This is a genomic window from Actinomadura sp. DC4, assembly GCF_030406325.1.
Classification (GTDB): Bacteria; Actinomycetota; Actinomycetes; order Streptosporangiales; family Streptosporangiaceae; genus Actinoallomurus.
Window position 1 is genome coordinate 24,629 of record NZ_JAUEQY010000018.1, and the last position, 23,298, is coordinate 47,926.

Genomic DNA, 23,298 nt, shown 5'->3' on the forward strand with positions numbered 1-23,298 from the left:
GTGCTCGGATGGTCGAACAGCATGTCGCGGTCGAGACCGACGGTCCGGTCGCGGTCGTCATCCTGGACCGGCCGGAGCGCCGCAACGCCTACACGCCGCTGATGGGCGGGCAGCTCGGCGCGGCGCTCGTCGAACTGGACGCCGACCCGGCGATCCGGGCGATCGTGGTGACCGGGCGGGGCGAGCACTTCAGCGTCGGCGCCGACCTGGACGTCGACTGGCGCGAGCGCGGGGCGCACGACGTCGAGTCCCTGGACGATCCCGCCACGGCGCCGTGGAACCTCGCCACGCCGATCATCGGGGCGATCAACGGCGACGCGATCGGGGTGGCGCTGACCTGGGCCATGCAGTGGGACATCCGCGTCGTCGCCGAGGACGCGCGGCTGGCGTTCTCCTTCAACCGCATCGGGATCATCCCCGACCGCAACTCCACCTGGCTGCTGCCCCGGCTGATCGGCTTCTCGGCCGCCATGGACCTGCTCCTGACCGGGCGCACGATCACCGGATCCGAGGGACACCGCCTCGGCCTGGCCACCCGCCTCGTTCCCGCCGGCGCGGTGCTGGAGGAGGCGGTGGGCATCGCCCGTGACATCGCCGTCCGCTGCGCCCCTGTGTCGGTGAGCGTGACCAAGCGGCTCATGTACGAGTTCCTGGAGGAGACCGACCGGGTGCACGCCTACAACTACGAACGCCGGACCCTCAACTGGGTGCGCACGCTCGGGGAGACCCTGCGCGGCATCGCGGCCTTCAAGTCCCGCGGCGCCCCGAAGTGGGGGACCGAAAAGTCGGTCCGCATCCCGGCGGAGCTGCGATGACGGCGGACGCCCCGGGCATCGGGAGGCTGCTCGCACCGCGCACCGTCGCGGTCCTGGGGTCGCTGTCCCGCGAGAGCGGGCTGGGCGCCCGCACGGTACGCCACCTGCGCGACTCCGGCTTCCCCGGCCGGATCATCACCGCTCGCAGCGCCGAAGAGGTGCCCGGCGAGGTCGACGTCGCCGTGGTCGCGGTGCCGGCGGCGGCCGTCCCGGAGATCGTGGACGGGCTCGACGGCCGCGCGGCCCACATCGTCGTCTACTCCTCCGGTTTCGAGGAGGCCGGCGGCGCCGCGCTGAAGGTCGCCTCGGGCCGTACCCGGATCATCGGGCCGAACTCCGTCGGCCTCTACCACGCGCCGTCCCGCGCCGTGCTCACCTTCGCGGCCGCCTTCGACGACATGACCGAGTGCCGGCACGGCAGCGGCGTGGTCCTCCTTTCCCAGAGCGGGGCCTTCGGCGCCCGGCTGGTGCGCTCGGCCCGCCGGTACGGCCTCGACCTCGACGGGTTCGTCGGCACCGGCAACGAGACCGACTACGGAGCCTGCGACATCGGCGCCGCGCTCGTGGCCGACCCTGAGCACCGGCCGCGCGTCCTGGCGCTCTACCTGGAGAGCGTGCGCGACGGCGGCGCGCTCGAACGCCTGCTGCGCACCGCGGACGAGGCCGGGGTCCCGGTGATCACGCTGCTGGGCGGCTCGTCGGCGGCCGGCGCGGACGCGGCACGCTCCCACACGGCCGCGGTCAGCCCGGACCACGCCGTCGCCACCGAACTCTGCTGCCGGTACGGCGCCGTTCCGGTCACCTCCGACCGCGAGCTGGTCGAGGCGGCGGTCGGGCTGTCGCTGCTCGGGCGGGCCCGAGGCGGGCGCGTCGGCATCATCACCGGCTCCGGCGGCGCCGGCGTCGTCGCCGCCGACATGCTGGCCGCCACCGGGCTGCGGCCGGTGGAGCTGACCGAGCCCACGAGGGACGGCCTCGGCCGGCTGCTCCCGTCGTACGCCTCCACGGCCAACCCGGTCGACGTCACCGCGCAGGTCATCGGCGACACCGCCGCCGTGGCCTCCGTGACGGGCCTGCTGGCCGCCTCCGGTGAGGTCGACTCGGTGCTCGTCATCGGCCGGGCCGAACAGGCGGCGGCCGTCGCCGAGGCCGGCGGCCCGGACGTACCGGTCGTCACCACCGTGCTGGACGGCGACGCGACGAGCGTACGGGCGAGCGTCGCGGCCGGCCTGGCGGTGCTCCCGAGCCTGTCGGCGGCGTGCGCGGCGCTGCACGCGGTCACGCCCTCCGGCGAGCGTACGGACGCCTCGTCCGCGGACGGTCGCCGGCCGCTCACGGACCTTCCCGCGCCGCCGCCCGCCGAGGTCACCGGGACCGACACCGCCGCCGGCCTGCGGTTCGTCGCCGCCGGAGGAGTGCGGGTGGCCCCCTGGCGGGAGGCGTCCGACGTCTCCGAGGCGCTCGCGGCCACGGCCGACCTCGGCGGCCCGATCGTCATGAAGGCCAACCTGCCCGCGGAGGCGCACAAGGCGGCACGCGGTGGCGTACGGCTCGACCTGCGTGCCCCGGACGTCGCGGAGGCGGCCGGGGAACTGCTGCGGCTCGCACCGTCCGTGATCGTCGCCCGGCAGCTGCGCGCGGGGCCGGAACTCATCGTCGGCGTCCGCCGCGACCCTGTCTTCGGCCTGGTCGTGGTGGCCGGGCTCGGCGGCGGCGACGTCGAGCTCATCGGACGCGTCGTGACCGTACCCGCCTCGGTCTCCGCGGACGGACTCGCCGACCGGCTCGCGGCGGAGGTGTTCGACCGGGGCGGCCCCCGCTACCGGCACCTTCCCGCGCTGCTCGCCGGGACCGCCGCCATCTTGGTCGGCCTCGCCCGGCGGTCCGGCCTCGACCTGGTCGAATGCAATCCGCTGGTCGAGATGGACAACGAACTCATCGCACTCGACGCAAGGGTGGTCTCGCCATGACCGAACAGGCCGGCAAGCTCCAGGAATCGTTCTTCGACCCCGAGCTCGACGTGTGGGACCCCGTCCCGCCGCCGGTCGAGCCCGGCGAGGACGGCTCGTGGGGGGAGCTGTCGGCGGAGCAGAGCCGGATCCGCGCACAGGCCAGGGAGGTCGCCGAGCGTGAGCTGCGGCCGTGGGCCCGGTACTGGGACGAGAACGAGGAGTTCCCGGCCCGGTCGCTGAGCGCCGTACGGGAGACCGGGCTGCTCGGCCTGTGCGTGCCGGCCGAGTACGGCGGGCGCGGAATGGGATTGTTCGAGGGCTGCCTGGTCGTGGAGGAGCTGGCACGCGCGTGCCTGTCCAGCGCGATGGCCGTCCAGCCGTTCCTGAACGGGCCGTGGCGCGCGGTGTACGTCCTGGGCGATGACGAGCAGCGCCGGCGGCTGCTGCCCGGCGTCGCCGACGGCACCCGGCACTTCGCGATCGCGATGAGCGAGCCGGGCGCCGGCACGGCAGGCACCGACCTGCGGGCGGAGCTGCGTCCCGACGGGTCGGGGTTCCGGCTGCACGGCGTGAAGAGCTGGGTCACCGGCGGCCGTGAGGCCGACACCACCATCGTGTTCTGCCGCGCGCCGGGCACGGTGGGCCCGTACGGCATCGGCGCCGTCCTCATCGAGGGCCGCCCGGAGGGAATGGCCGAGCCGCACGTCGACCCCAAGATGGGCATCCGCGGCGTGGCCGAGTGCACGCTCCGCTTCGACGGCGTGCGCATCGAGCCCGAGGACGTGCTGGTGATGCCGGAGGCGGGTGCCAAGAAGGGCGCCGAGATCCTGGTCAACCAGTTCAACCCGGAGCGGTGCGGCAACGCCGCGATGTGCACGGGCCTGGCCCAGGCGGCGCTGGAGGCCAGCGTGGGGCACCTGAAGGCGCGGCGGCAGTTCGACCGCCCGCTCGCCGACTTCCAGGGTCTCCAGTGGATGGTCGCCGACATGAGCCTGGACGTCGAGGTCTCCCGGATGCTGGTCTGGCGCGCGGCGCGGGCGAACACCTCGGGCTTCCCGCCGCAGCGCGAGACGGTCATGGCCAAGCTGTACTCCAGCGAGATGGTGCAGCGGGTCACCAACCAGGCCATCCAGATCCACGGCGCGCGGGGCTACTCCCGCCGCTGGCCGGTCGAGCGGCTCTTCCGCGACGGGCGTGGCCTGGCCATGGGCGGCGGCACGGCCGAGGTGATGCGGAACATGCTCGCCGCCATCGCCCTGGAGCGCCGCGTCAGCCAGCGGGTCCCGACCTCATGAGCGAGCGGAGCGAAGGCACGGCGCCCCCGGTCACTCCTCCGGTGAAGGAGTTCCGTGCGCTGCTGGCCGCGAAGCTGCCCGCCGAGTGGGTCGCGGCCGTGGGCGACGGCGACACCGCGCGGATCGAGGAGCTCGCCGCGTCGGAGCTCGGGCCGCCCGCCGTACGCGCGGTGGCCGCGCGCGGCTGGCTCACCCCCGAGTGGCCGGCGGAGTACGGCGGGCGCGGGCTCGCCCCGGACGAGGCCGTGGAGATCCGCCGTGAGCTGCGGCGATGGCGCGTCGGCGACGTCTCCAGCGCGATCGGCACCGCGTGGGTCGGGCCGGCGATCCTGAGGTTCGGCGACGAGCACCTCCGGCGGAGGCTGCTGCCGCGGATCGCCCGCAACGAGGCCCTGTGGTGCCAGCTCTTCAGCGAGTCCGAGGCCGGCTCCGACCTGGCCGGCGTCCGTACGCGAGGGCGCCGGGAGGGGAAGGACTGGATCCTCACCGGCGGGAAGATGTGGACGAGCCGGGCGAACCTGGCGCGCTGGGGCCTGGCGCTAGTGCGCACCGACCCGTCGGCGGCCAAGCACGCCGGCCTCACCTGCTTCTGCGTGGACATGTCCACCCCCGGCCTGTCCATCCACCCGATCCGGCAGATGACCGGGGACCACGAGTTCTTCGAGGTCCGGCTGGACGACTGCGTGGTCCCCGACGCGCTGCGGCTCGGCGCGCCCGGCCAGGGCTGGGAGGTCGTACGCGCCGTGCTCGCCTTCGAGCGGCAGGCGGGCTCGGGCGTGGGCGCCGCGCCGCCGGGATCGGTGGTCGGCCGGGGCGTCGACGAGCTGATCGAGCACGTACGCGGCACGCTCGACCCGGTGCGGGCGGACGAGGTGGTGCGGATCGCCATGGAGAGCCGCCTGGTGGAGCTGAACAACCGGCGTACGGCGACGGAGCGCGCCGCCGGCCGCACGCCGCCCGAGGGCCCGTTCAACAAGATCCTCCAGGCCGAGCACAGCAAGCGGTTGCAGCGGCTCTTCGTCGGCCTCGGCGGCATCGGCGCCGTCGCGCGCGACCCCGGCGACGCCTGGGCGGGCGCCAACAGCTGGGCGTTCCTGCGGGTCCAGGCCAAGACGATCGCCGGCGGCACCTCGGAGGTCCTGCGCGGCCAGCTCGCCGAACGCGTCCTCGGCCTTCCCCGCGACCCCGACCCGACCCGCTCCCTGCCCTGGCAGGACACGGTCTCCGGCGGCGGCACGGAGGCGGGCCGGTGAAGCTGCGCCTGTGCGTCAACTGGCTCCCGATCACGCCCGAGCTGACCCGCGGGCTCGCCCGCCGGGTCGAGCGCGCCGGCCTGTGGGGGCTCGGGATCGGCGACTCGCCGAACTACGGCGAGCTGTACACGGCCTGCGCCGACGCCCTGTCGGCGACCGACGCACTCGCCGTGCTGACCAGCGTCACCAACCCCGTGACCCGGCACGTCTCCGTGCACGTCAGCGCGGCGCGCACCTACGGCGGCCGGCTGGCCATCGGCATGGGGCGGGGCGACTCCGCGGTCCGTACCTTCGGCCTGCGCCCGGCCACGCTCCCCGAGCTCGAACGGACGCTGGAGTCCCTGCGGGAGGCCGTCCCCGAGGCCCCGCTGCTCGTGGCCGCCGGCGGGCCCGCGGCGGCGAGAGTCGCCGGCCGCGCCGCCGGCGGCGTGATCTGCGGCGCCGGGCGCGACCCCCAGGCCCTGGCCGGCCTCGCGGGCGCCGCGCGCGAGGCCGCCGGGCGGCCCGTCGACCGGTGGGCCTCCGTACGCCTGGCCGTGGCCCGCACGCCCGCCGAGGTCCCCGGGCTGCGGAGCCGGATTTTGCCCCGCGCGATCAGCGCGGCGCGGTTCAACTTCGGCCGCGACCTCGCCGGGAAGAACGTCCCGGACGCTCTCCAGGAGGTGCTCACCGCCCGGTTCGCCGCCTACGACTTCGCCTGGCACGGCCGCGCGGGCGGGACGCCCACGGCACGGATGTTCGCCGACCGGCCGGACGTCGAGGAGTACCTGCTCGACCGGTTCGCCGTCGTCGGCACCGCGCAGGACTGCCGCGACCGGCTGGCCGACCTGCACCGGCACGTGGACGGGATCTTCCTGTCCTTGCTGTTCGAGGACGTCCTCGAACAGGCCGACCGCCTCGCGGACCTGTTCACCCCCGACGAACTGGAGACGCTCGGCCGATGATGCTGAACCCGACCGGCGAGCAGCTCGCCTTCAAGGCCGAGGTGCGCCGTTTCCTCGAACGGTCCGCCCCGCTGTCCCGTACGCGCGAGTTCCTGGAGGCCTCACCCGGCTACGACACCGCCGCCTGGGACGGCCTCGGGCGCCTCGGCGCCCAGGGCCTGCTGATCCCCGAGGCGTACGGCGGGGCCGGCGCGGGCGTCGTCGAGGCCGCCCTCACGAGCGAGGAGATGGGCCGGGTCCTGTACGCCTCGCCGTACCTGTCCAGTGCCGTCCTCGCCGCGCGCCTGCTGGCGGGGCTCGGCGACGAGCGGGCGATGAAGGAGCACCTTCCCGGGATCGCCTCCGGGCGCACGGTGGCGACCGTGGCGTTCCTGGACGACCGGGGGCACTGGAACCCCTGCCGGATCGGCGTACGGGCCGAGCCCGCCGGGACCGGCTGGCGGCTCCTGGGCCGGGCGCCCTTCGTCACCGACGCGGCGGCCTCCCTCGTGCTGGTGGTGGCGGCCACGCCCGACGGCCTCGGAGTCTTCGCCGCCGACGGCGCCGGGCGCCGGGTCGAGCCGCTGGAGTGCCTGGACACGACCCAGCCGCTGAGCCGGCTCGATCTGGAGGGCGTGGCCGCCGACCGGATCGGCGCGGACGCCGACGTCGAGGCGGTCATGGACGACGTCGTGCGCGTGGCGCTGGCCTGCGTGACCGCGGCGCAGCTCGGCGGCGCGGAACGGTGCCTGGAGACGGCCGTGGCGTACGCGAAGGCGCGCGTGCAGTTCGGCCGGCCGATCGGGGCGTTCCAGGCGATCAAGCATCGGTGCGCGGACATGTACATCCGGGTGCAGTCCGCCCGCTCGGCAGTGCACCACCTGGTCGAGGCCGTGCGGACGTCGGCGCCCGAGGCCGCGGACGCCGCCCACCTGGCCAAGGCGTACTGCTCGGAGACCGCCTTCGCCTGCGCCACCGACAACGTCCAGATCCACGGCGGCATCGGCTTCACCTGGGAGCACGACGCCCACCTCTACCTCAAGCGGGCCGAGGCGTCCGGGCATCTGCTCGGCGACGCGATCCACCATCGCGGCGCGCTGGCCCGGAGCATGGGCCTCCTGGCGGAGGAGGGCGAATGAGGAGCTTCTCCGCGTACGCGGCCGGCGACCCGTCCCGCGTCGCGATCGTCGACCGCGACGGCAGCCGGATCACCTACGCCGAGCTGGCCGGGCGGGCCGACCGCCTGTCGCGGGCCATCGCCGCGGCGGGCCCGGGCCGTCCCGCGACCGTCGCGGCGCTGCTGCCGAACGCGGCGGTCATGCTGCTGGCCGAGCGGGCCACCCTGCAGCTGCCGACGTACTTCACGCCGGTCAACTGGCACCTCACCGCGGGTGAGGCGGCCTACATCATCCAGGACTCGGCCGCCGAGCTGCTGCTGACCGCGGGGGAGTTCCTGGCGACGGCGCTGGCGGCGGCCGACGAGGCCGGGCTGGCGCGCGAGCGGGTGATCGTCCTCGACGGGGCCGCGCGGGACGGGGCCCGCACGCTGGCCGAGTTCACCGCAGGGCAGCCCGCGACGCCTCCGGCGGGACGCTCCGCCGGGCAGCGCATGCTCTACACGTCGGGCACCACCGGCCGGCCCAAGGGCGTACGCCGGCGGCTGCCCGAGGTCTCGCCCGAGAAGGCGGCCGCGACGGTCCTGGCCCGCGCGGAGCTGTACGGCGCCGCGCACGAGGACGGCACCTACCTGTCGGTCGCCCCGCTCTACCACGCGGCTCCGCTGGCCTACGCGGTACAGTCCCTGGAGGCCGGGCACACCGTGGTGATGCTGCCCAGGTGGGATCCGGCCGAGGCGCTGCGCGCGATCGCCGAACACGGGGTGACCTGGACCTATCTGGTGCCGCTGATGTTCGCCGAGCTGCTGGCCCTCGAACCCGGGGCGCGCGGAGCGTACGACATCGGCTCGCTCCGGTCCGTCGTGCACACCGCGGCCCCGTGCCCCGAACCGCTCAAACGGGCGATGATCGAGTGGTTCGGCCCGATCCTGGCCGAGATCTACGGAGGCACCGAGGGCGGCGCGACCTTCATCGACTCGCGGGACTGGCTGGCCCATCCGGGCAGCGTGGGCCGGGCCAGGGCCGGCGTCCGGCTGAGCGTCCTGGACGAGGCGGGCACGGAGCTCGGCCCCGGAGAGATCGGCACGGTCTACTTCTCCGGGCCGGCCGACTTCGAGTACTGGAACGACCCGGACAAGACCGCCACGACCCGTACCGGCGGCCTGACCACGCTGGGCGACATCGGCTACCTCGACGAGGACGGCTACCTGTTCCTGCGCGACCGGGCCTCCGACGTCATCGTCTCCGGCGGCGTGAACATCTACCCGGCCGAGATCGAGCAGGTCCTCCTGCGGCACCCCGGCGTCGCCGACGTGTGCGTCGTCGGCGCCCCGGACGAGCGGTGGGGCGAACGCGTCTTCGCCGCGGTCGTCCCACGGGACGGCGTGCCGCCCTCGGACGAGCTGGCGCGGTCGATCCAGGACTTCCTGCGCGAGCGCATCGCGGGGTACAAGGTGCCCAGGGACATCGAGTTCCGGTCCTCGGTGCCCCGCTCGGAGGTCGGCAAGCTGCTGCGCCGGGGCGTGCGCGAGGCCCTGTGGCGCGACGCCGGGAGCCGGCTGTGACCCAGGGCGGGCCGGAGATCGCGGTGAACGTCGACCTGACCGCCCCCGCGGCCGCTCTGCGCGGCTACCTGCGGGACGTCGAGGCCGCCGGCGCGGACATGATCTGGGTCCCGGAGGCCTACGGCCGCGACGCGTCCACCGTGCTCGGCTACTGTGCCGCGGTGACCGGTCTCCGCCTCGGCAGCGCGGTCATGAACGTCTTCAGCCGTACGCCCGCGCTGCTCGCGCAGACGGCGGCGTCGCTGGACGAGCTGACCGGCGGGCGCTTCGAACTCGGCCTCGGCGCGTCCGGCCCGCAGGTCGTCGAGGGGTGGCACGGGCTGGCGTTCGAGCGGCCGCTCCTGCGCACCCGCGAGGTGGTCGAGGTGTGCCGGCGGGTCTGGCGCCGCGAGGTCGTCCGGTACGAGGGTGAGACCGTGCGCCTGCCGTACGGCGACGGTCTCGGCAAACCGCTCAAGCTGATGACCCGGCCGGTGCGCGAGGACATCCCGATCTGGCTGGCGGGCCTCGGCCCCCGCAACGTACGGATGATCGCGGAGATCGCGCACGGGTGGCTTCCGTCGCTCTTCATCCCCGAGCGGGCGGCCGGCGTCTGGGGCGCCGCGCTGGCCGAGGGCGGGGCCGCGCGCGACCCGGGCCTGCCGCCCCTCCAGGTCTGCGCGGGCGCCCACGTCGAGGTGACCGGGAGCGGCGCCGCGGCGGCGCTGGAGGCGCGTGACCGGGCGCGCCCGTCGCTCGCCCGCTACGTCGGCGGCATGGGCGCCGCCGCCGCGAACTTCTACAACGACCTGGTCCGCCGGTACGGCTTCGGCGACGCCGCCGAGACGGTCCAGCGCCTCTACCTCGCGGGCCGCACGGACGCCGCGGCCGACGCGCTCCCGGCCGAGCTGGTGGAGGCGCTGACCGTCTGCGGGCCGCCGTCGTACGTGCGCGACCGGCTGGCGGCCTACCGGGAGGCGGGAGTCACGATCTTCCGCGTCAACGTCAACGCGGGCTCGGACGGCGCGCGCGCCGTCGAGCGGATCCGCCGGCTGGCGGCCTGATGATCCTTCGATGTGACGAGGAGACGTCCCATGCGGCGAACCATCTACGGACCGGAGCACCTCGACTTCGCGGGCGTGCTGGACGCGTTCCTGAACAAGCACGTCGTGCCGCACATGACCGAGTGGGAGGAGGCCGGGCAGGTACCCCGGAGCCTCTACCGTGAGGCCGCCGCGCTGGGCGTCGCCGGCATCCAGGCGCCGGTGGAGTACGGCGGCGCCGGCGAGTCGACGTTCCTGTTCAACTGCGTTGTGACCGAGCGGGTCGCCTACCGGCGGGCGACGCTCGGGTCCCTCCGGGTGCACACCGACGTGGTCATGCCCTACATCGTGAAGTACGGCACCGAGGAGCAGCACCGGCGCTGGCTGCCCGGCATGGCCTCCGCCGAGAAGATGACGGCGATCGCGATGACCGAGCCGGGGACCGGCTCCGACCTGGCCGGGATGGCGACGACCGCGCGCCGGGCCGAGGGCGGCTGGGTGCTGAACGGGGCCAAGACCTTCATCACCGGCGGCAGCCAGGCCGACCTGATCGTGGTCGTGGCCCGCACGTCCGAGCCGGAGAACCGGCGCGGCGGGCTGTCGCTGCTCGTGGTCGAGGACGGCATGCCGGGCTTCGCCCGCGGACGCGCGCTCAAGAAGCTCGGCCTGCTCGCCCAGGACACCTCCGAGCTCTTCTTCGACGACGTGTTCGTGCCGGACGAGAACCTCCTCGGTGAGGAGGGGAAGGCCTTCGAGTACCTGACCGGGAACCTCGCCCAAGAGCGGCTGTCGATCGCGGTGAACGCCCAGGCGCAGGCCGTGGCGGCCATCGAGGTGACCACCGAGTACGTCGGCGGGCGCACGGTGTTCGGCCGGAGCCTGTCGGGCTTCCAGAACACGAAGTTCGTGCTGGCGGACCTGGAGACGCAGGTCAGCGCCGGGCAGACCTTCGTCGACCGGGCGATCGCCGACCACGAACGCGGCGAGCTCACCCCCGCCGACGCGGCGAAGGTGAAGCTGTTCTGCTCGGAGCTGCAGGGCCGGGTCACCGACGCGTGCCTGCAGCTGCACGGCGGCTACGGCTACGTCCGTGACTACGACATCTGCCGTCTGTACGCGGACGCCCGTGTGAGCCGCATCTACGGCGGCACCAGCGAGGTGATGAAGTCCATCATCGCCAAGTCGATGGGACTGTGAGGCTCAGCGCGCGGACGGCAGCGACGACGCCGGGACCGTCCCGCCGAACCGCTCGGTGAGGCGGCGGGCGGCCCGCGCGACCTCTTCGGCCGCCGCGTGACCGTGCTCGGGCACCGAGGTGGTCGGGATGGAGACGCCGACCGCGCCGACCGGCCGCCCCCGATGGTCGAAGACCGGGGCGGCGGCCCCCCACACGCCCGGCCAGCGGTCACCGGAGCCGCACGCGTAGCCGATCCGCGCGGTCTCGACCAGCTCTTGGTACAGCGCGCGCCGGTCGGCCGCGCTGAACGCGCGCTTCGCCTGCGTCTTGACGATCTCGTCGACCTCGTTCCTGGGCAGCCAGGCCATCACCGCGTGGCCGGTCATGGTGTCGAGCGTGGCGTAGCGTCCGCCGAGCGTGATGTGCGCGCGTACGGGCTTGTCCGGCTCGGCCTGCGCGACATAGGTGAGCCAGCCGCCCTCGAAGGCGGCGAAGACGACGGTCTCGTCGATGGCCTCGACCAGCTCCCGCAGGGTGCGCTCGGCCAGCTCGCCGGTGCCGGTCGAGTCCTTCACGGCGCATCCCAGCCGCCACATCAGCATGGTGGCCCGCCACTTGCGGTCCTCGTCCTGGGTGACGAACCCCTCGTCGCGCATCAGCCGCAGCATGCGCAGGAGCGTCGGGGGAGTGAGTCCTGTCCGGCCGGACAGCGCGGTGAGCGTCTGCGGCCCTTCCTCGCAGACCGCGATCAGCGCGCGCAGCGTCCGGTTGATCGCTCCGTCGCTCATGATCCCCATTCATTTCACTGAGCGGAGTTAGGTTTCGCTGGGTCATCCTATCGCTCGCCCTCTCTCGTGGCGAGCCGGACGCTCGTGATCGGCCCCGCCGCCGGTCCCCGTTCCACGCTCCGGCCCGGCGTGCCGGTGCCGTCCGGGCCGCGGTCGAAGTCCCCGATTGGCAGTCAGGCGTATTCTTATGTGTGCCATTTCGCGCCTTTAGTCGTTGAAATTTGCGGCGCGATAAGCCGCGTTTTGCCTGGTCGTAGCCACCGGCGTCGACTAGTGTCGGCCTTTTCTATGCCGTGGGCCTATCAAACGGACACGCATTGCGTTAAATATCTGCTTGGCGGGGCTATTGCGGCTCTGACGTTAATCGGGGAGATTCTCCAATGCAGGAACGGCTCATTGCCGCATGGGGACGATATCGCCGTAAGCGGCGCAGATTGCCGCAGCGGGTGACGGGTGGCGTGGCGGCGGTCGTTCTCGCGCTCGGCCCGGCGCAGGTCGCCGCCCGGCCCGTCGCGCACGCCGCCGCGGGCGGGCACCCGAAGCTCACGGTGTCCGCGCCGCGCACGACCCGGTCGGGCAGCGTCACGGTGCGCGGGCGTACCGCCGTCCGGAGCGTGGTCACGGTGTCCGGCGGCGTCCTCCCGGCCATGGCCGTCACCGGGCGCGACGGCACCTTCGCGGTCGAGGTCGGGCTGCGTCCCGGCCGGCGCAACCACCTGACGGTCCGGGCGTCCTCCGGCGGCCGGCGGCCGGCCAGGCGGGTGACGGTCGAGCAGCGGCCCGGCAAGGCCCGCGGACGAGCGACCGGCCGGGTGCTGGACGCCGCGACGCGCCGGCCGGTCGCCGTCGCGACGGCGAGCTACGGCACCCGGACCGCCAGGAGCGGCGGCGACGGCCGGTACACGCTCACCGGACTGCCCGACGGGCGGCTCACGATCGCCGTGCGCGCGCCCGGCCGGCTCGACGGCCTGACGGCGGCCGTGCTGTCCGGCGGCCGGGGACAGGCCGCCGACGCGTCGGTGCAGCGGCGCGCCGCGCCCGTACGGGTGGGGCCGCGCGGCGGCTCGTACTCCGGGAAGGGCTGGCGGGTGACGGTCCCGGCGGGCGCGGTCCGCAAGCGGACCGGCCTGAACCTGACGCCGCTGGCGGTCACCGGGATGAAGGACGCGTTCGGAACGGGCGTCCTCGACCTGTCACCCGACGGCCTGCGCTTCGCCAGGCCGATCACCGTGGCCGTCGATCCCGGCGCGTTCGGGCGCGACCCGGCCAGGACCGTGATCAGGGGCCTCGACTCCGGCCGCCTGACCGTGACCACACCGCGGACCAGGGTCGTCGGGAAGGAGATGGTGTTCCGGCTCGACCGGCTGGGTGGGCTCGAGGTGCGGGCCGACCTGCCGGAGACATCGTCCGGCGACGGCGCGTTCGACATCATGGTCCGCTACCGGCGGCCGCGCTGGGAGAGCGGCGACCTCAGCGGAGGCCGGGGCGGTCTAGGCGGCACGTCCGCCGCCGTCGGCTACACGAACGGCTCCGGCGAGCCGGGCACCTTCCTGGAGGTCCCCGGATCCCGTACTCCCGGGTCGTTCCTCGACACCGCGCCGAACGACCTGGCGCACACGTCGACCGGCAGTGACCAGACCGGCGTCCACGTCTATCCGATCCGGAGCTGAGACCGGGCGCGGCGCCCGGTCTCCTGAGGCCGGGCGTCGCGCCGCTACGATGGAAAAAATGCAGATCGGCGGAGGGGCTCGCCGTCATCCGCGGAGATTCCGCCAACGGTCCCTGTCTCGACGAGGCGGGCGGTGCGGGTGGGCCTGAGACTCCGTGATCTGACCGGCTCGGCGCACGAGTTGCCGTACAAATGGCCACCGCGCCGCCGTACGGCCCACGAGGAGAACCTCACCCGCCGGCGGACAGAGGCCGTCCGGCTGGTCGGCCGGCCCGGCTGCCCCGTGTGCCGCGCCCGTGGCGAGTCGCTCGGGCACTGGATGTCCGCGTTCGTCAACGAGAACCACACCGACGGCGACGTGATCGTCCGGTACCGGCGCTCGCTCGGGTTCTGCCCCGGCCACACGCGAGGGCTGCTGACCGGGCGTTCCGCCTCGTGGCTGATGCCCACCGTCCTGGAAGGGGCGCTCGCCGCGGGAGCGCGGATGCTGGCGGGCGGCCCGCGGGAGATCCTCGGCTGCCCGCTGTGCGAGAACCTCCGGCACGCCGAGGACGCCACGATCGCCACGCTCGGCCGCGCCTTTCCCGACGCCGCCGTACGCGACGCGTACGCCGAGGGCACGGGTACCTGCGCGCCGCACGCCGTACGGCTGGCCGGGATCCTGCCGTCGCGTCATCTGCCGGTGGTCGTCACGACTCTTCGCCGCAGGCTGGAGGAGCACGGGAGCGTCTCGGCCGTGGCGGGGACCGGCGCCGACGCCGCCGCCCGGCACGCCGTTCACGAGCGGGCCGCGGACGGAGTCCTGGCGGCGGAGAAGGCGGCGCTGGGGCGTTCGGCGTACGGGCTGGTCGAGACCGACATCGACACGGCCTGCTGTCCCGTCTGCCGGGCGGAGACCCGCGCCGCCTGGCGGTACCTGCGCTGGCTGCTCCGCACGGGCGACGGCGGCCCGGCGCGCGAGGACCGCGAGCTGTGCCCGCGCCACCTGCATGACGCCCGGCGGATCGATCCGGAGGGCGTACGGCCGGTGCTCGCGGCGATGACCGCGCTGTGGACCGGCCGGCTCGACCGGTCCTTGTCCGAGGCCCGGCACCGCGAGGCGCTCACGGCGATGCGCGGCCGGGCGTCGTGCCGCGCGTGCGCCGCCGCGGCCGGAGCGGGGCGACGGGCCGTACGGCTGCTGGAGATCGCCCTGGCCGACGACACGCTCGACGCGGCGTACGGGCGCTCCCACGGGGTCTGTCTTCGCCACGGCCTGACCTGGACCGGCTCGCGGGCCGGCCGCGTGCACGCGGTGCTCGGCGCCCGGCTGGAGATGGCCGTCTTCGAACTCGGCGAGAGCCGGCGCAAGTCGGACTGGAACACCCGTTTCGAGCCCCGTGGCGCCGAGATGTCGGCCTGGTCCCAGGCGCCGACGCTCCTCGACGGCCGGATCTACTGCGGCTGCACGGCCGCCGAGGCGCGTTGACCGGCGCGAGCCTCACTCGGCGGCTGGACCGGGCGTAACAGCGGAGGGACTCACCGAGCCAACCGCGGCTCGCCCGCCAACGGTCCCTCCCTGATGAGGTAGGAGGCCGCTTTCTCATGCTGGTACGAACCCTTCCGCGCCGTGCCGCTCTCCGGCAGGTGCCGGCTCGCGCGCCGACGGTGCTACGGCTCGCCGGGGAGGAGCTGGCCGACCAGGGCGTCGGCGGTCCACCGCTCCCACCGCTCGGGGCTCCAGCCCCGGCGGTGGGTGAGGTAGTGGTAGATCTCGGGGGTCTGCAGGGCGAGGGCGATGTCGGTCGCCCCGGCGGTGTCCAGGCCCTCGCGTAGCGGGCTCTTGGTCGCCAGGGCGGCGACGAACCGCTCCTGGACGGTGGCGCGCTGGGCGTTGTTGATCTCCCAGAGCTCCGCGATGTCGGGATCGGCCGACGCGGCGCTGGCGACGACCCGCAGGACGGGCGAGACGCGCTCGTAGATCTCGCGTGCCAGCCGTACCTGGGCGCGCAGCTGCTCCCTGGCGTCAGAGCCGGCGAGCACGGCGAGCGTGTCAGGGCGCTCCAACGTCGGGACGGGCTCGTCGTCGCCGGCCACCGCGACGTCGAGGATCTCCGAGAGCAGGCGCCGTTTGGTGCCGAACGTGAAATAGAGGGTCTGGACCGCCACGCCCGCCTCGTCGGCGATCGTCTGCATTGACGTGGCGGCGTACCCCTGGTCCGCGAAGAGCTCCAGCGCCGCCGCGCGCATCTTGCGCCGGTTGGCCCTTGCCTTGTCCGCCCGGGCGTTCGGCCGTGTGGCTCGGGGACTCATACCGCCGACCCTACCAGTTGACTAGTGAGACTCACTAGTGCTTGTCTCTAGTGGTATTCACTAGTGAAAGGTACGGGCGATGACACGTGCCGTGAGTCGGCCGATGGCCGCGCTGACGCTGCTGACCGTGATCGAGCTGCTGGTCTTCCTCGACACCTCGGTGGTGAATGTGGCGCTGCCGTCCATCGGGCGGGGGCTGGGGCTGTCGGTGGCGGGCCTGGCGTGGGTGGCGGGGGCGTACCAGCTCACCTTCGGCGGGTTCCAGCTGGTCGGAGGGCGTGCCGCCGACCTGCTCGGCCGGCGCCGGATGTTCGTGACCGGGCTGGCGGTGTTCACCGCGGCGTCGCTGCTGGCGGGGGCGGCGCGATGGGCGTGGCTGTTGCTGGCCGCGCGCGCCCTGCAGGGGGTCGGGGCGGCCGTGGTGGTCCCCGCCGAGATCTCGCTCCTCGCCGTGACCTTCACCGAGCCGAAGGCGTACGCGAGGGCGTTCGGGATCTGGTCGGCGATGGGCGCGGCGGGCGCGGCGATCGGCACGTCGCTCGGCGGGATCCTCACCCAGGCGCTCGGCTGGCAGTCGATCTTCCTGGTCAACCTGCCGATCGGCGCGGCGGCGCTGCTGCTCAGCGGGCGCCTGCTGCCCGCCGACGAGCCCGGCCGGAGGTGGCGCGGGCTGGACCTGCCCGGGGTGCTGACGGGGACCTCCGCGCTCCTGCTGATCGTGTACGCGATCACGACCGCCGCCGACCGCGGGCTGGACCTCGTGTCGCTTGCGACGGGTGTGACGGGGCTCTTTCTCGGCGCGGTGTTCCTCCGCGTGGAGGCGCGTACCGCGACACCGGTCCTGGCGCTCGGCCTGCTGCGCGTCCGCAACGTGACCGGCTCGGCGCTCGCCAACTTCGTGATCGGCGTCGCCCACGTGCCGGCGTTCTTCCTGCTCGCCCTCTACCTGCAGCAGGTTCTCGGCTACAGCCCGACCGCCTCGGGATTCGCCGTACTGCCGGTCGCGGCCGGTGGCCTGGTGCTCGCCCGTACGGTCCTGCCGAGGGCACTCGCCCATCACGGGCCGCGCACGGTGCTGGCGGCCGGGCTGACGCTGCTGGCCGTCGCGCTGGCCGGGTTCGCCCGGCTGCCGTTGCACGGCTCCTACCTGTGGGACGTGCTTCCCTTCGGCCTCGTGCTCGCCGCCGCCCTGCCCGCTTCGTTCGCCGGCTCGACCATCCCGGCCGTTAAGGCGGTGCCCGCGGCGGACACCGGGATCGCGTCGGGGATCGTGCAGACCGCCCAGCGGGTCGGCAGCGCCCTCGGCGCCACGGGAGCCACGGCCGTGGTCAGCGCCTGGACCGCCCACCACGCCGGTCCTCACCTCACCGTCTACGCCACGGGGCTAAGAGTCGCCTTCGCCGCGGCGGCCGGGGTCGCGCTGCTGGGAGTCGCCCTGACGTTCGCGTTGATCCGGACGGCGGATCCGGCCCGCCCCGCCGAGTCCCCGACCGAGCCCAGTCCCGCCCACCACTGATCCCGCGAGATCCTCATCACCGGCTCACGCCCCGGGCCGCCTCGGGGAGCCTGGCGAGGCCGGCCGCGCCACCACGTCGTCCTCCCCCTGGTCACACCGGTCACGGTCCTCACCGTCCTGGCCGGGGTACGGTCACTGGAGGCCACCGTCACGCCGGTGACCGGCACGCCCGGAGCACGTGCCGGGCCGGCGGACGGGACCGCGTCGCTCCGTTCCGTGGCCCTTCGGGCCTCCGCGACGGCGGCTATTTCCGCGCCGCCCGATCGACGGGCGTCACGGTCAGGAAGCGCGGCGAGAGCAGGCCGCGTGAGACGCACGCGCCGATGACCGCCGTACGAATCGGGCCCAGGTCCTCCGCCCGTACGAGCGCCAGCGCCGGGCGCCCCGGGCCGTCCCAGATCATCCGTGCGCCGAGCGCGCCGGCGCCGAGTGCCGCCGTCACGACGGTGCTCTGCTCGACACCGGGCATGCTCAGCCGGGCGTGCGCGGCGGTGAGCCAGGTCCCCAGCATCGCCGGGCCGCGGTCGCCCAGGGACGCTGCCACCTCCCTGAGCGGCGTCCACTCGGCCGCCGGCGAGGCGGACGCGCCCCGGATCCGCGTGTCGACCACCACGAGCCGCAGCCCGGCGCCCTCCACGTCGAGGGGGACGAGCGCCCCGTCCGCGCCGTCGTCGAGGTACGCCGTGCCGGAGCGGCCCAGCATCGCCGCGCGGCACCGGCCGATCTCGCTCACGCCGGTCACCCCGAAGGCGCGCAGACCCCGGTCCACCAGCGCGGGCAGCGACTCCACCGGCAGGGACGGCGCGTACATGTCGCGCAGCGCCAGCGCGACCGCGCAGGCCGCCGCCGTGGGCGCGGCGAGCCCGACGCCTTCGGGCAGGTCGACTCCGGCGAGCAGCGTGGCGCCGCCGATCGCGTGCCCGGCCTCGCGCAGCGCCCAGACCGCGCTGAGCCCGGCCGCGGCCCACGCCTCGGTGCCGCCGGGAAACAGGTCGCCGAGGTTCACGCGGACGCGGTCCGCCGGCCGGTTCATCAGCTCCAGCTCGATGACGTCGTCCTCGCGTGGGCGCGTCGCCACGATCGTGCCCCAGCGGGCCGCCATCGTCAGGCTCGCGTCGCCGTCGGAAAGCAGCGTCACGGAGCCGGGCGCCCGCCAGACGCCCGTCGCGCCGTACCCGTACGCCTCCTGGAAGGCGGCCGGGACCAGCCGGACCTCGGGCGCCAGGTCCAGCCGGCCCGCGAGGTCGGCTCCCCGCGTCGTCGTCTCAGCCATGGGCGGCGTCGTCCTTGCGGGCGAGCACGCGGTACGCGTTGCCGGTGCCGCTCCGGCGCGCCACCGTGCCGCCCGCCGTCCGGTCGAGCAGGTAGCCGAGGACCAGGGCCGGCACGCCGGCCGTCCAGACCAGGCCGCGCCACACGCGCCAGGGCGCCGTACGGGACTTCGCGGACCAGGGCAGGGAGCGGTCCGGCGCGAGCCCGGCGAACCAGAGATAGGTGGCGGTGACGAAGTCGTTGTGCTGGTGCGCGGGTGCGCGCTCCTCGGCGACCGGCGTCAGGCCGCGCTCGGCCAGGGCCTTCTTGAGGTTCCCGATCGGCATCATGTGCTGGTGCTGCGGCTGGAACCACGGCATCCAGTACCGGCCGAACAGCCGCCCGAGCCGCCACTCCGGGTCGGGCAGCTCGATCAGCAGGTGCCCGCCCGCGGGCAGGACCTTCGCCGCGGCGTCGAGTTCGAGGTACGGGTCGCGGGTGTGCTCGAGGTAGTGGTGCATGCTCACCACGTCGTACAGGCCCTGGATCTCTGCGGCCAGGTCCGGGAACATCCCCCGGTGCGCGTGGGCGATCCAGCCGCGCCGGGCGGCCTCCTCGATCTCCGCGCCCTGGTCCAGGCCGTCGAAGACGGTGTCGGGCCAGACCCGGCGGGCGGCGGCGCAGAAGTGCGCGTGCCCCGACCCCACGTCCAGCCAGCGCTTCGGCGCCCCCGCCGGCTCCAGCATCCGGGCACGGGAGAGGTAGTCGTGCGAGGAGGTCGTGAAGATGATCTCTGCGGTGGCCGCGCCGATGCCGTCGTAGAAGTCGCGGTAGTAGAAGTCCAGCCCCTCGGGGGTCAGCCGCGGGTTCTGGAACGTGTGCCCGCAGCCGCCGCACCGCTCCAGCGTGAACGTCCCCGGCTTGCGGTAGACCAGGTCAGGACTGCGCAGGAGCACCGACAGCTCGCCGGAGCCGCACCACGGGCAGGTCTCGCGCCGCGGCTCCAGGAAGCGGTCCACGCCCTCGGCCAGCTCGGTGTCGTAGTACGAACGCGCCTCCGTACGCGCCGCGGCCTGCCGCCGGTCGGTCTCCGAGGTCCACGTCCCCGTCGCGGTCCGCACCCAGACGTACGGCTCGTACAGCGGGCGCGGCAGGGCGGCCAGGTGCAGGCCGCGCGGGCGCAGCGCCGTACCGGCGAAGATCAGGTACGGCTGGAGGCAGTACACCGCGAGGCAGGCCAGGGCCAGTGGCCAGGAGAGGAACGCCTCGACGGCGATCAGCGCGTACGGGACGAGTGCCAGCGCCAGGTCGATCGCGACGATCGTCCCCGACGCACGCAGCCGTGACCGGCGGTGCGCCAGGGCGGCCGGGGCCGCCCATAGGGACGGCGCGACGGCCAGGCCGCTGCGGTCGCGGGCGTAGTGCTTCAGCCGCCGGGCCAGCACGATCAGGTCGGGCGTGGAGATCGCGCCGGGCTCGGGCACCTCGGCGCGCGCGAGCACACCGGGCACGACCAGGAGCACCGCGCCGGCGCCGAGCCCGTTGCCGGGGCCGTCGTCGCCCGGTGGGGACATGTGTCGTAGGAGGTCGCGCGCGGCCGTCACCGGCAGGTCCTGGGGGATGACGTCGAGGATGTCCTCGCCCTGCCGGTGGGCGTACGCGGCGGCGGCGCTCCAGGTCGCGTCGTCGAGGCGGACGCCGTCCGCGACGAGGGCGCGGAAGGCGTCCGCCCCGGCGTCGCCGGACAGCGTCGGAAGGGCCGCGGCGCGGGCGCGCAGGCGCAGCCCGTTCAGGAGCAGGCCCACGATGAGCAGGACGGCGAGTGCGATGCCGATCACGACAGTTTCTCCAGATGGTCTGCTGCCGTGGCGGCGCCGCCGGCGGCTGCGAAGGATTCCTGAACGCGCCGGGCGGCGGCCCGGTAGGAGGGCACGTCGAGCACCGCGAGGAGCGCGGCGCGCAGGTCGGCCGGGCGGGCCCGGCCGAAGCGCACCCGTTCGCCGGCCCCGGCCTCGACGACCTGGCCGGCGATGATCGGCTGGTCGTCCCTGATCGGGCAGACGACCAGCGGGAGCCCGTGCGCGAGGGTCTCGGCCACGGTGTTGTGCCCGCCGTGGGACACGACCGCGTCGAGATGGGGCAGCAGGGCGAGCTGGGGCACATGGCCGGTGACGAGCACGTGCGGCGGCGGATCCTCGATCGTGCCGGGAGGCGCGACGACGACCGCCCGCAGGTCGAGGCCGGCGAGCGCCTCCGTGGCGACGCGGTAGAAGCGCTCGCCCGCCGGGCCGTTCAGCGTGCCGAGCGAGACCAGCACCGCACGCCGGTCCGGGTCGAGCCAGTCCCAGGGGAAGCCGCCGCGGTCCGGACGCCCGGTCAGCGCGGGACCCGTGAAGACCCAGTGCCCGGGGAACCGCGTCTCGTCGCCGACGAGCGCCCCGGTCGTGAAGGCCAGTACCAGCCGGTCGGAGAAGCGCGGGTCGACGTGCTCGGTCAGGCCGTACGCCGTCTGGAAGCCGGTCAGCAGCGCCTCGATCCACGCTTCGACCTTGGGCATGGCCGCGAGCGGGCGCAGGAGTTCGGCGGGCGTGCTGGCCGAGGTCGCCCAGGGGATCCCGGCCCGCCGCGCGGCGACCGGCCCGGCGATGGCCTGCTGGTCGGCCACCAGCACGCCGGGCGCGAAGTCGCCGATGGCGGCCTCGACACCGGGGAGCATCGCGTGCCCGAGGGGGACGATGAACTCCTCCCACAGGAACCTCAGCACCGCCGCGCCGCGCAGGGTCATCCACTCCTCACGCGCCGCGCGCAGGCGGGCGTCCAGCGCGTCGTCGATGACCGGGAGGATCCGCGCGCCGGCGGGCAGCAGCGGCGCCAGCGTGCCCGGATGCCCGGCCCAGCCGACGGCATGCCCGCGCCGGATCAGCTCCGCACCGACGGCGGCGGTCGGGTTGATGTGGCCGGTCAGCGGCGGGACGACGAACAGGAACCGGCTCACGGGTCCTCCTTCGCCGGAGGGGTGGCCGGGGGGATGCGTGCGCCGGCGGGCAGCAGCGGCGCCAGCGTGCCCGGATGCCCGGCCTGGGCGACGGCGTGATCGCGGCGAGTCGGTTCGGCGCCGAGCGCGGTGGGCGGGCTCATCCGGCTCGTCTGGTCTCGGCGAGGATGCGGGTGCTCTGCTGGGCGAGCCAGGACAGCAGGATGTCGCGGAGCATGTCGGTGGCCTCGCGGAGGACGGTGTGCGCGAGGCCGGGCAGGATCGCGATGGTGCAGTCCGGCACGTGCCGGTCCAGTTCGGTCGCCGCCGACACCAGTTCGGACCGTTCCCCGTACACCCCGAGCACCGGACAGCGGACCGTGGCCAGCTCCGCCGGGCTCAGCGGTCGTTCCGAGGCGACGTCGTCGACCAGGCTCGTGTGGTTCAGCAGGCCGTCGACGTGGGTGACGAGCCGGGCCATCCGGCGCTGGCCGGCCTTCCTGTACTGGTCCCGCGCGCCGTCGTGTTCCAGTCGCAGCGCGGTCACGGACAGCGTGTTGGCCATGTCCTCGATCCAGGCGGCGGCGCCCGTACCCGCGCAGCTCGCCTCGATCAGCACCAGCCCGGCGACCCGGTCCGGCGCCGTGACCGCCATGCGCGCCGCGAGGATGCCGCCGTAGCTGTTCCCGGCCAGGTAGACCGGCTCCTCGACGCCGAGCGCGTCGAGGAGCGCGCACAGGTCGGCGACGCCGTCGTCGGCCGTGTAACCGGCCTCCGGCCGGTGCGAGCGGCCGTGGCCGCGCAGGTCGTACAGGATCACGCGGACGCCGGCGACGACGGCCGGGCCCGCGAGCGTGTAGTAGAAGCTGGACAGGTTGTCGGTGACGAGACCGTGGACGAACACGATGGCCGGTGCGCCCTCGGCGGGCTCCTGGGGTTCGAGGATCTGCGCGTTGAACCGCATGCCGTTCGCGTGGACGTCAGCCATGGGCCGCCTCCGAGAGTTCCAGGAACCCGGTGAGCAGGTCGGTCACCCCGCCGGTGGCACCGACGTGGACGTCGTGGCCGCCGGGCAGCAGGTGCGCGCGGACGTGCGGGCAGACGCGGCGCAGTCGCTCGACGGAGGGCGCGAACGGGGAGCGCCCTCCGCCGATGACCAGGCACGGCACCGCCGACAGCGACCGCAGGTCCTCGTCGGTCACCGGCGGCTCGGCCGCCAGGTCCTCCAGCAGGGTCGTGTCCTCGACCAGCGCGCGCACGCGGCGCGACGCGGGGCCGGTGTACAGCTCCAGTAATCTCTCGGCGGACACCGTGATCTGGTTCAGCGGCGGCTCGACCAGGGCCATCCGGCGTACGCGATCCGGCGCGGACTGCAGGAAACGCAAGGCCACCACGCAGCCGTAGCTGTGCGCGACGATCGTGAAGGGCGGCAGGTCGGCGGTGAGCGCGTCGAGGTCGGCGGCCATCGCCTGGGCGCCGTAGCCCGTACGCGTGCGCTCGCTGAGGCCGTGCCCGCGCCAGTCGAACAGCCGGACCCGGTGCCGCGCGGCGACCGCGGGCGCCGCGGTGAGGTACCAGGACGCGACGCTGCCGGTGAACAGGCCGTGCAGCATCACCACCGGCTCGCCCGTCCGGTCGGCCGCCAGTTCCACCGTGTGGAACCGCGTCTCGCGTGCGATCGTGAACGGCAC

Annotated in this window: 20 protein-coding genes; 12 read left to right on the forward strand and 8 right to left on the reverse strand. The window is 74.4% G+C overall.

Translation table 11 applies throughout. The annotated features are described in order from the left end of the window. The first annotated feature begins 8 nt into the window (after positions 1–8). Genes QWU11_RS27490 through QWU11_RS27530 form a run of 9 tightly spaced genes read left to right on the forward strand, consistent with a single transcriptional unit; the run spans position 9 to position 11,137 of the window. Positions 9–815 (forward strand): enoyl-CoA hydratase-related protein, encoded by an 807-nt coding sequence (locus QWU11_RS27490; RefSeq protein WP_290117324.1) that lies wholly within the window; start codon positions 9–11, stop codon positions 813–815. Next, on the forward strand, positions 812–2,785 hold the full coding sequence (locus QWU11_RS27495; RefSeq protein WP_290117325.1) for an acetate--CoA ligase family protein: 1,974 nt from the start codon (positions 812–814) through the stop codon (positions 2,783–2,785). The genes QWU11_RS27490 and QWU11_RS27495 overlap by 4 nt, the downstream gene beginning before the upstream one ends. Next, the gene (locus QWU11_RS27500) at positions 2,782–4,062 is read left to right on the forward strand and encodes an acyl-CoA dehydrogenase family protein (protein ID WP_290117326.1); all 1,281 of its coding nucleotides are present in this window, start codon (positions 2,782–2,784) and stop codon (positions 4,060–4,062) included. The genes QWU11_RS27495 and QWU11_RS27500 overlap by 4 nt, the downstream gene beginning before the upstream one ends. Beyond that, a complete protein-coding gene (locus tag QWU11_RS27505) occupies positions 4,059–5,315 on the forward strand; it encodes an acyl-CoA dehydrogenase family protein (protein ID WP_290117327.1) in 1,257 nt (418 codons plus the stop codon). The genes QWU11_RS27500 and QWU11_RS27505 overlap by 4 nt, the downstream gene beginning before the upstream one ends. Beyond that, entirely contained in the window at positions 5,312–6,259 is a 948-nt protein-coding gene (locus QWU11_RS27510) for an LLM class flavin-dependent oxidoreductase (protein WP_290117328.1), read from the forward strand. Before QWU11_RS27505 ends, QWU11_RS27510 begins: the two co-directional genes overlap by 4 nt. Beyond that, complete coding sequence (locus QWU11_RS27515; protein ID WP_290117329.1) at positions 6,256–7,377, forward strand: acyl-CoA dehydrogenase family protein; 1,122 nt, start codon at positions 6,256–6,258, stop codon at positions 7,375–7,377. The genes QWU11_RS27510 and QWU11_RS27515 overlap by 4 nt, the downstream gene beginning before the upstream one ends. Further along, complete coding sequence (locus tag QWU11_RS27520; protein ID WP_290117330.1) at positions 7,374–8,918, forward strand: AMP-binding protein; 1,545 nt, start codon at positions 7,374–7,376, stop codon at positions 8,916–8,918. Before QWU11_RS27515 ends, QWU11_RS27520 begins: the two co-directional genes overlap by 4 nt. Further along, positions 8,915–9,961 (forward strand): LLM class F420-dependent oxidoreductase, encoded by a 1,047-nt coding sequence (locus QWU11_RS27525; protein WP_290117331.1) that lies wholly within the window; start codon positions 8,915–8,917, stop codon positions 9,959–9,961. Before QWU11_RS27520 ends, QWU11_RS27525 begins: the two co-directional genes overlap by 4 nt. 30 nt (positions 9,962–9,991) lie before the next feature. Beyond that, positions 9,992–11,137: an acyl-CoA dehydrogenase family protein gene (locus QWU11_RS27530; RefSeq protein ID WP_290117332.1), complete on the forward strand. Its 1,146-nt coding sequence runs from the start codon at positions 9,992–9,994 to the stop codon at positions 11,135–11,137. Positions 11,138–11,140: 3 nt separating this feature from the next. Here the strand turns inward: QWU11_RS27530 and QWU11_RS27535 are convergent, their stop codons facing one another. After that, complete coding sequence (locus QWU11_RS27535) at positions 11,141–11,905, reverse strand: IclR family transcriptional regulator (RefSeq protein WP_290117333.1); 765 nt, start codon at positions 11,903–11,905, stop codon at positions 11,141–11,143. 458 nt (positions 11,906–12,363) lie between these two features. On the opposite strand from QWU11_RS27535, the gene QWU11_RS27540 reads away from it, so the two are divergent. Continuing rightward, a complete protein-coding gene (locus tag QWU11_RS27540) occupies positions 12,364–13,575 on the forward strand; it encodes a hypothetical protein (RefSeq protein ID WP_290117334.1) in 1,212 nt (403 codons plus the stop codon). A gap of 138 nt (positions 13,576–13,713) precedes the next feature. Continuing rightward, positions 13,714–15,042 carry a hypothetical protein gene (locus QWU11_RS27545; protein WP_290117335.1) on the forward strand — a complete coding sequence of 443 codons (1,329 nt, stop codon included), beginning with the start codon at positions 13,714–13,716 and terminating at the stop codon, positions 15,040–15,042. Positions 15,043–15,224: 182 nt separating this feature from the next. Here the strand turns inward: QWU11_RS27545 and QWU11_RS27550 are convergent, their stop codons facing one another. Then, positions 15,225–15,866, reverse strand: coding sequence for a TetR/AcrR family transcriptional regulator (locus QWU11_RS27550; protein ID WP_290117336.1), 642 nt, complete (start codon positions 15,864–15,866; stop codon positions 15,225–15,227). Positions 15,867–15,945: 79 nt separating this feature from the next. Here QWU11_RS27550 and QWU11_RS27555 point away from each other — a divergent pair, with 79 nt between their 5' ends. Further along, entirely contained in the window at positions 15,946–17,382 is a 1,437-nt protein-coding gene (locus QWU11_RS27555) for an MFS transporter (RefSeq protein ID WP_290117337.1), read from the forward strand. A 244-nt stretch (positions 17,383–17,626) separates the two neighbouring features. On the opposite strand, the gene QWU11_RS27560 is transcribed toward QWU11_RS27555, so the two are convergent. From QWU11_RS27560 to QWU11_RS27585, 6 genes are read right to left on the reverse strand one after another with little or no spacing between them, the layout of a single operon-like run. Further along, positions 17,627–18,655, reverse strand: a complete 1,029-nt coding sequence (locus QWU11_RS27560; RefSeq protein WP_290117338.1) for a hypothetical protein — start codon at positions 18,653–18,655, stop codon at positions 17,627–17,629. Further along, positions 18,648–20,471: a class I SAM-dependent methyltransferase gene (locus QWU11_RS27565; RefSeq protein WP_290117339.1), complete on the reverse strand. Its 1,824-nt coding sequence runs from the start codon at positions 20,469–20,471 to the stop codon at positions 18,648–18,650. Before QWU11_RS27565 ends, QWU11_RS27560 begins: the two co-directional genes overlap by 8 nt. Beyond that, on the reverse strand, positions 20,468–21,628 hold the full coding sequence (locus QWU11_RS27570; RefSeq protein ID WP_290117340.1) for a glycosyltransferase: 1,161 nt from the start codon (positions 21,626–21,628) through the stop codon (positions 20,468–20,470). Before QWU11_RS27570 ends, QWU11_RS27565 begins: the two co-directional genes overlap by 4 nt. Then, positions 21,625–21,771 (reverse strand): hypothetical protein, encoded by a 147-nt coding sequence (locus QWU11_RS27575; protein ID WP_290117341.1) that lies wholly within the window; start codon positions 21,769–21,771, stop codon positions 21,625–21,627. Before QWU11_RS27575 ends, QWU11_RS27570 begins: the two co-directional genes overlap by 4 nt. Beyond that, on the reverse strand, positions 21,768–22,595 hold the full coding sequence (locus tag QWU11_RS27580) for an alpha/beta hydrolase (protein ID WP_290117342.1): 828 nt from the start codon (positions 22,593–22,595) through the stop codon (positions 21,768–21,770). The genes QWU11_RS27575 and QWU11_RS27580 overlap by 4 nt, the downstream gene beginning before the upstream one ends. Then, positions 22,588–23,298 (reverse strand): alpha/beta hydrolase, encoded by a 711-nt coding sequence (locus tag QWU11_RS27585; RefSeq protein ID WP_290117343.1) that lies wholly within the window; start codon positions 23,296–23,298, stop codon positions 22,588–22,590. Before QWU11_RS27585 ends, QWU11_RS27580 begins: the two co-directional genes overlap by 8 nt.

What these genes read in the sequence shown, in the direction of transcription:
- QWU11_RS27490 (WP_290117324.1), top strand. Translation starts at nt 9, where the DNA reads ATGGTCGAACAGCATGTCGCGGTCGAGACCGACGGTCCGGTCGCGGTC.
- QWU11_RS27495 (WP_290117325.1), top strand. Translation starts at nt 812, where the DNA reads ATGACGGCGGACGCCCCGGGCATCGGGAGGCTGCTCGCACCGCGCACC.
- QWU11_RS27500 (WP_290117326.1), top strand. Translation starts at nt 2,782, where the DNA reads ATGACCGAACAGGCCGGCAAGCTCCAGGAATCGTTCTTCGACCCCGAG.
- QWU11_RS27505 (WP_290117327.1), top strand. Translation starts at nt 4,059, where the DNA reads ATGAGCGAGCGGAGCGAAGGCACGGCGCCCCCGGTCACTCCTCCGGTG.
- QWU11_RS27515 (WP_290117329.1), top strand. Translation starts at nt 6,256, where the DNA reads ATGATGCTGAACCCGACCGGCGAGCAGCTCGCCTTCAAGGCCGAGGTG.
- QWU11_RS27520 (WP_290117330.1), top strand. Translation starts at nt 7,374, where the DNA reads ATGAGGAGCTTCTCCGCGTACGCGGCCGGCGACCCGTCCCGCGTCGCG.
- QWU11_RS27530 (WP_290117332.1), top strand. Translation starts at nt 9,992, where the DNA reads ATGCGGCGAACCATCTACGGACCGGAGCACCTCGACTTCGCGGGCGTG.
- QWU11_RS27535 (WP_290117333.1), bottom strand. Translation starts at nt 11,905, where the DNA reads ATGAGCGACGGAGCGATCAACCGGACGCTGCGCGCGCTGATCGCGGTC.
- QWU11_RS27550 (WP_290117336.1), bottom strand. Translation starts at nt 15,866, where the DNA reads ATGAGTCCCCGAGCCACACGGCCGAACGCCCGGGCGGACAAGGCAAGG.
- QWU11_RS27555 (WP_290117337.1), top strand. Translation starts at nt 15,946, where the DNA reads ATGACACGTGCCGTGAGTCGGCCGATGGCCGCGCTGACGCTGCTGACC.
- QWU11_RS27560 (WP_290117338.1), bottom strand. Translation starts at nt 18,655, where the DNA reads ATGGCTGAGACGACGACGCGGGGAGCCGACCTCGCGGGCCGGCTGGAC.
- QWU11_RS27575 (WP_290117341.1), bottom strand. Translation starts at nt 21,771, where the DNA reads ATGAGCCCGCCCACCGCGCTCGGCGCCGAACCGACTCGCCGCGATCAC.
- QWU11_RS27580 (WP_290117342.1), bottom strand. Translation starts at nt 22,595, where the DNA reads ATGGCTGACGTCCACGCGAACGGCATGCGGTTCAACGCGCAGATCCTC.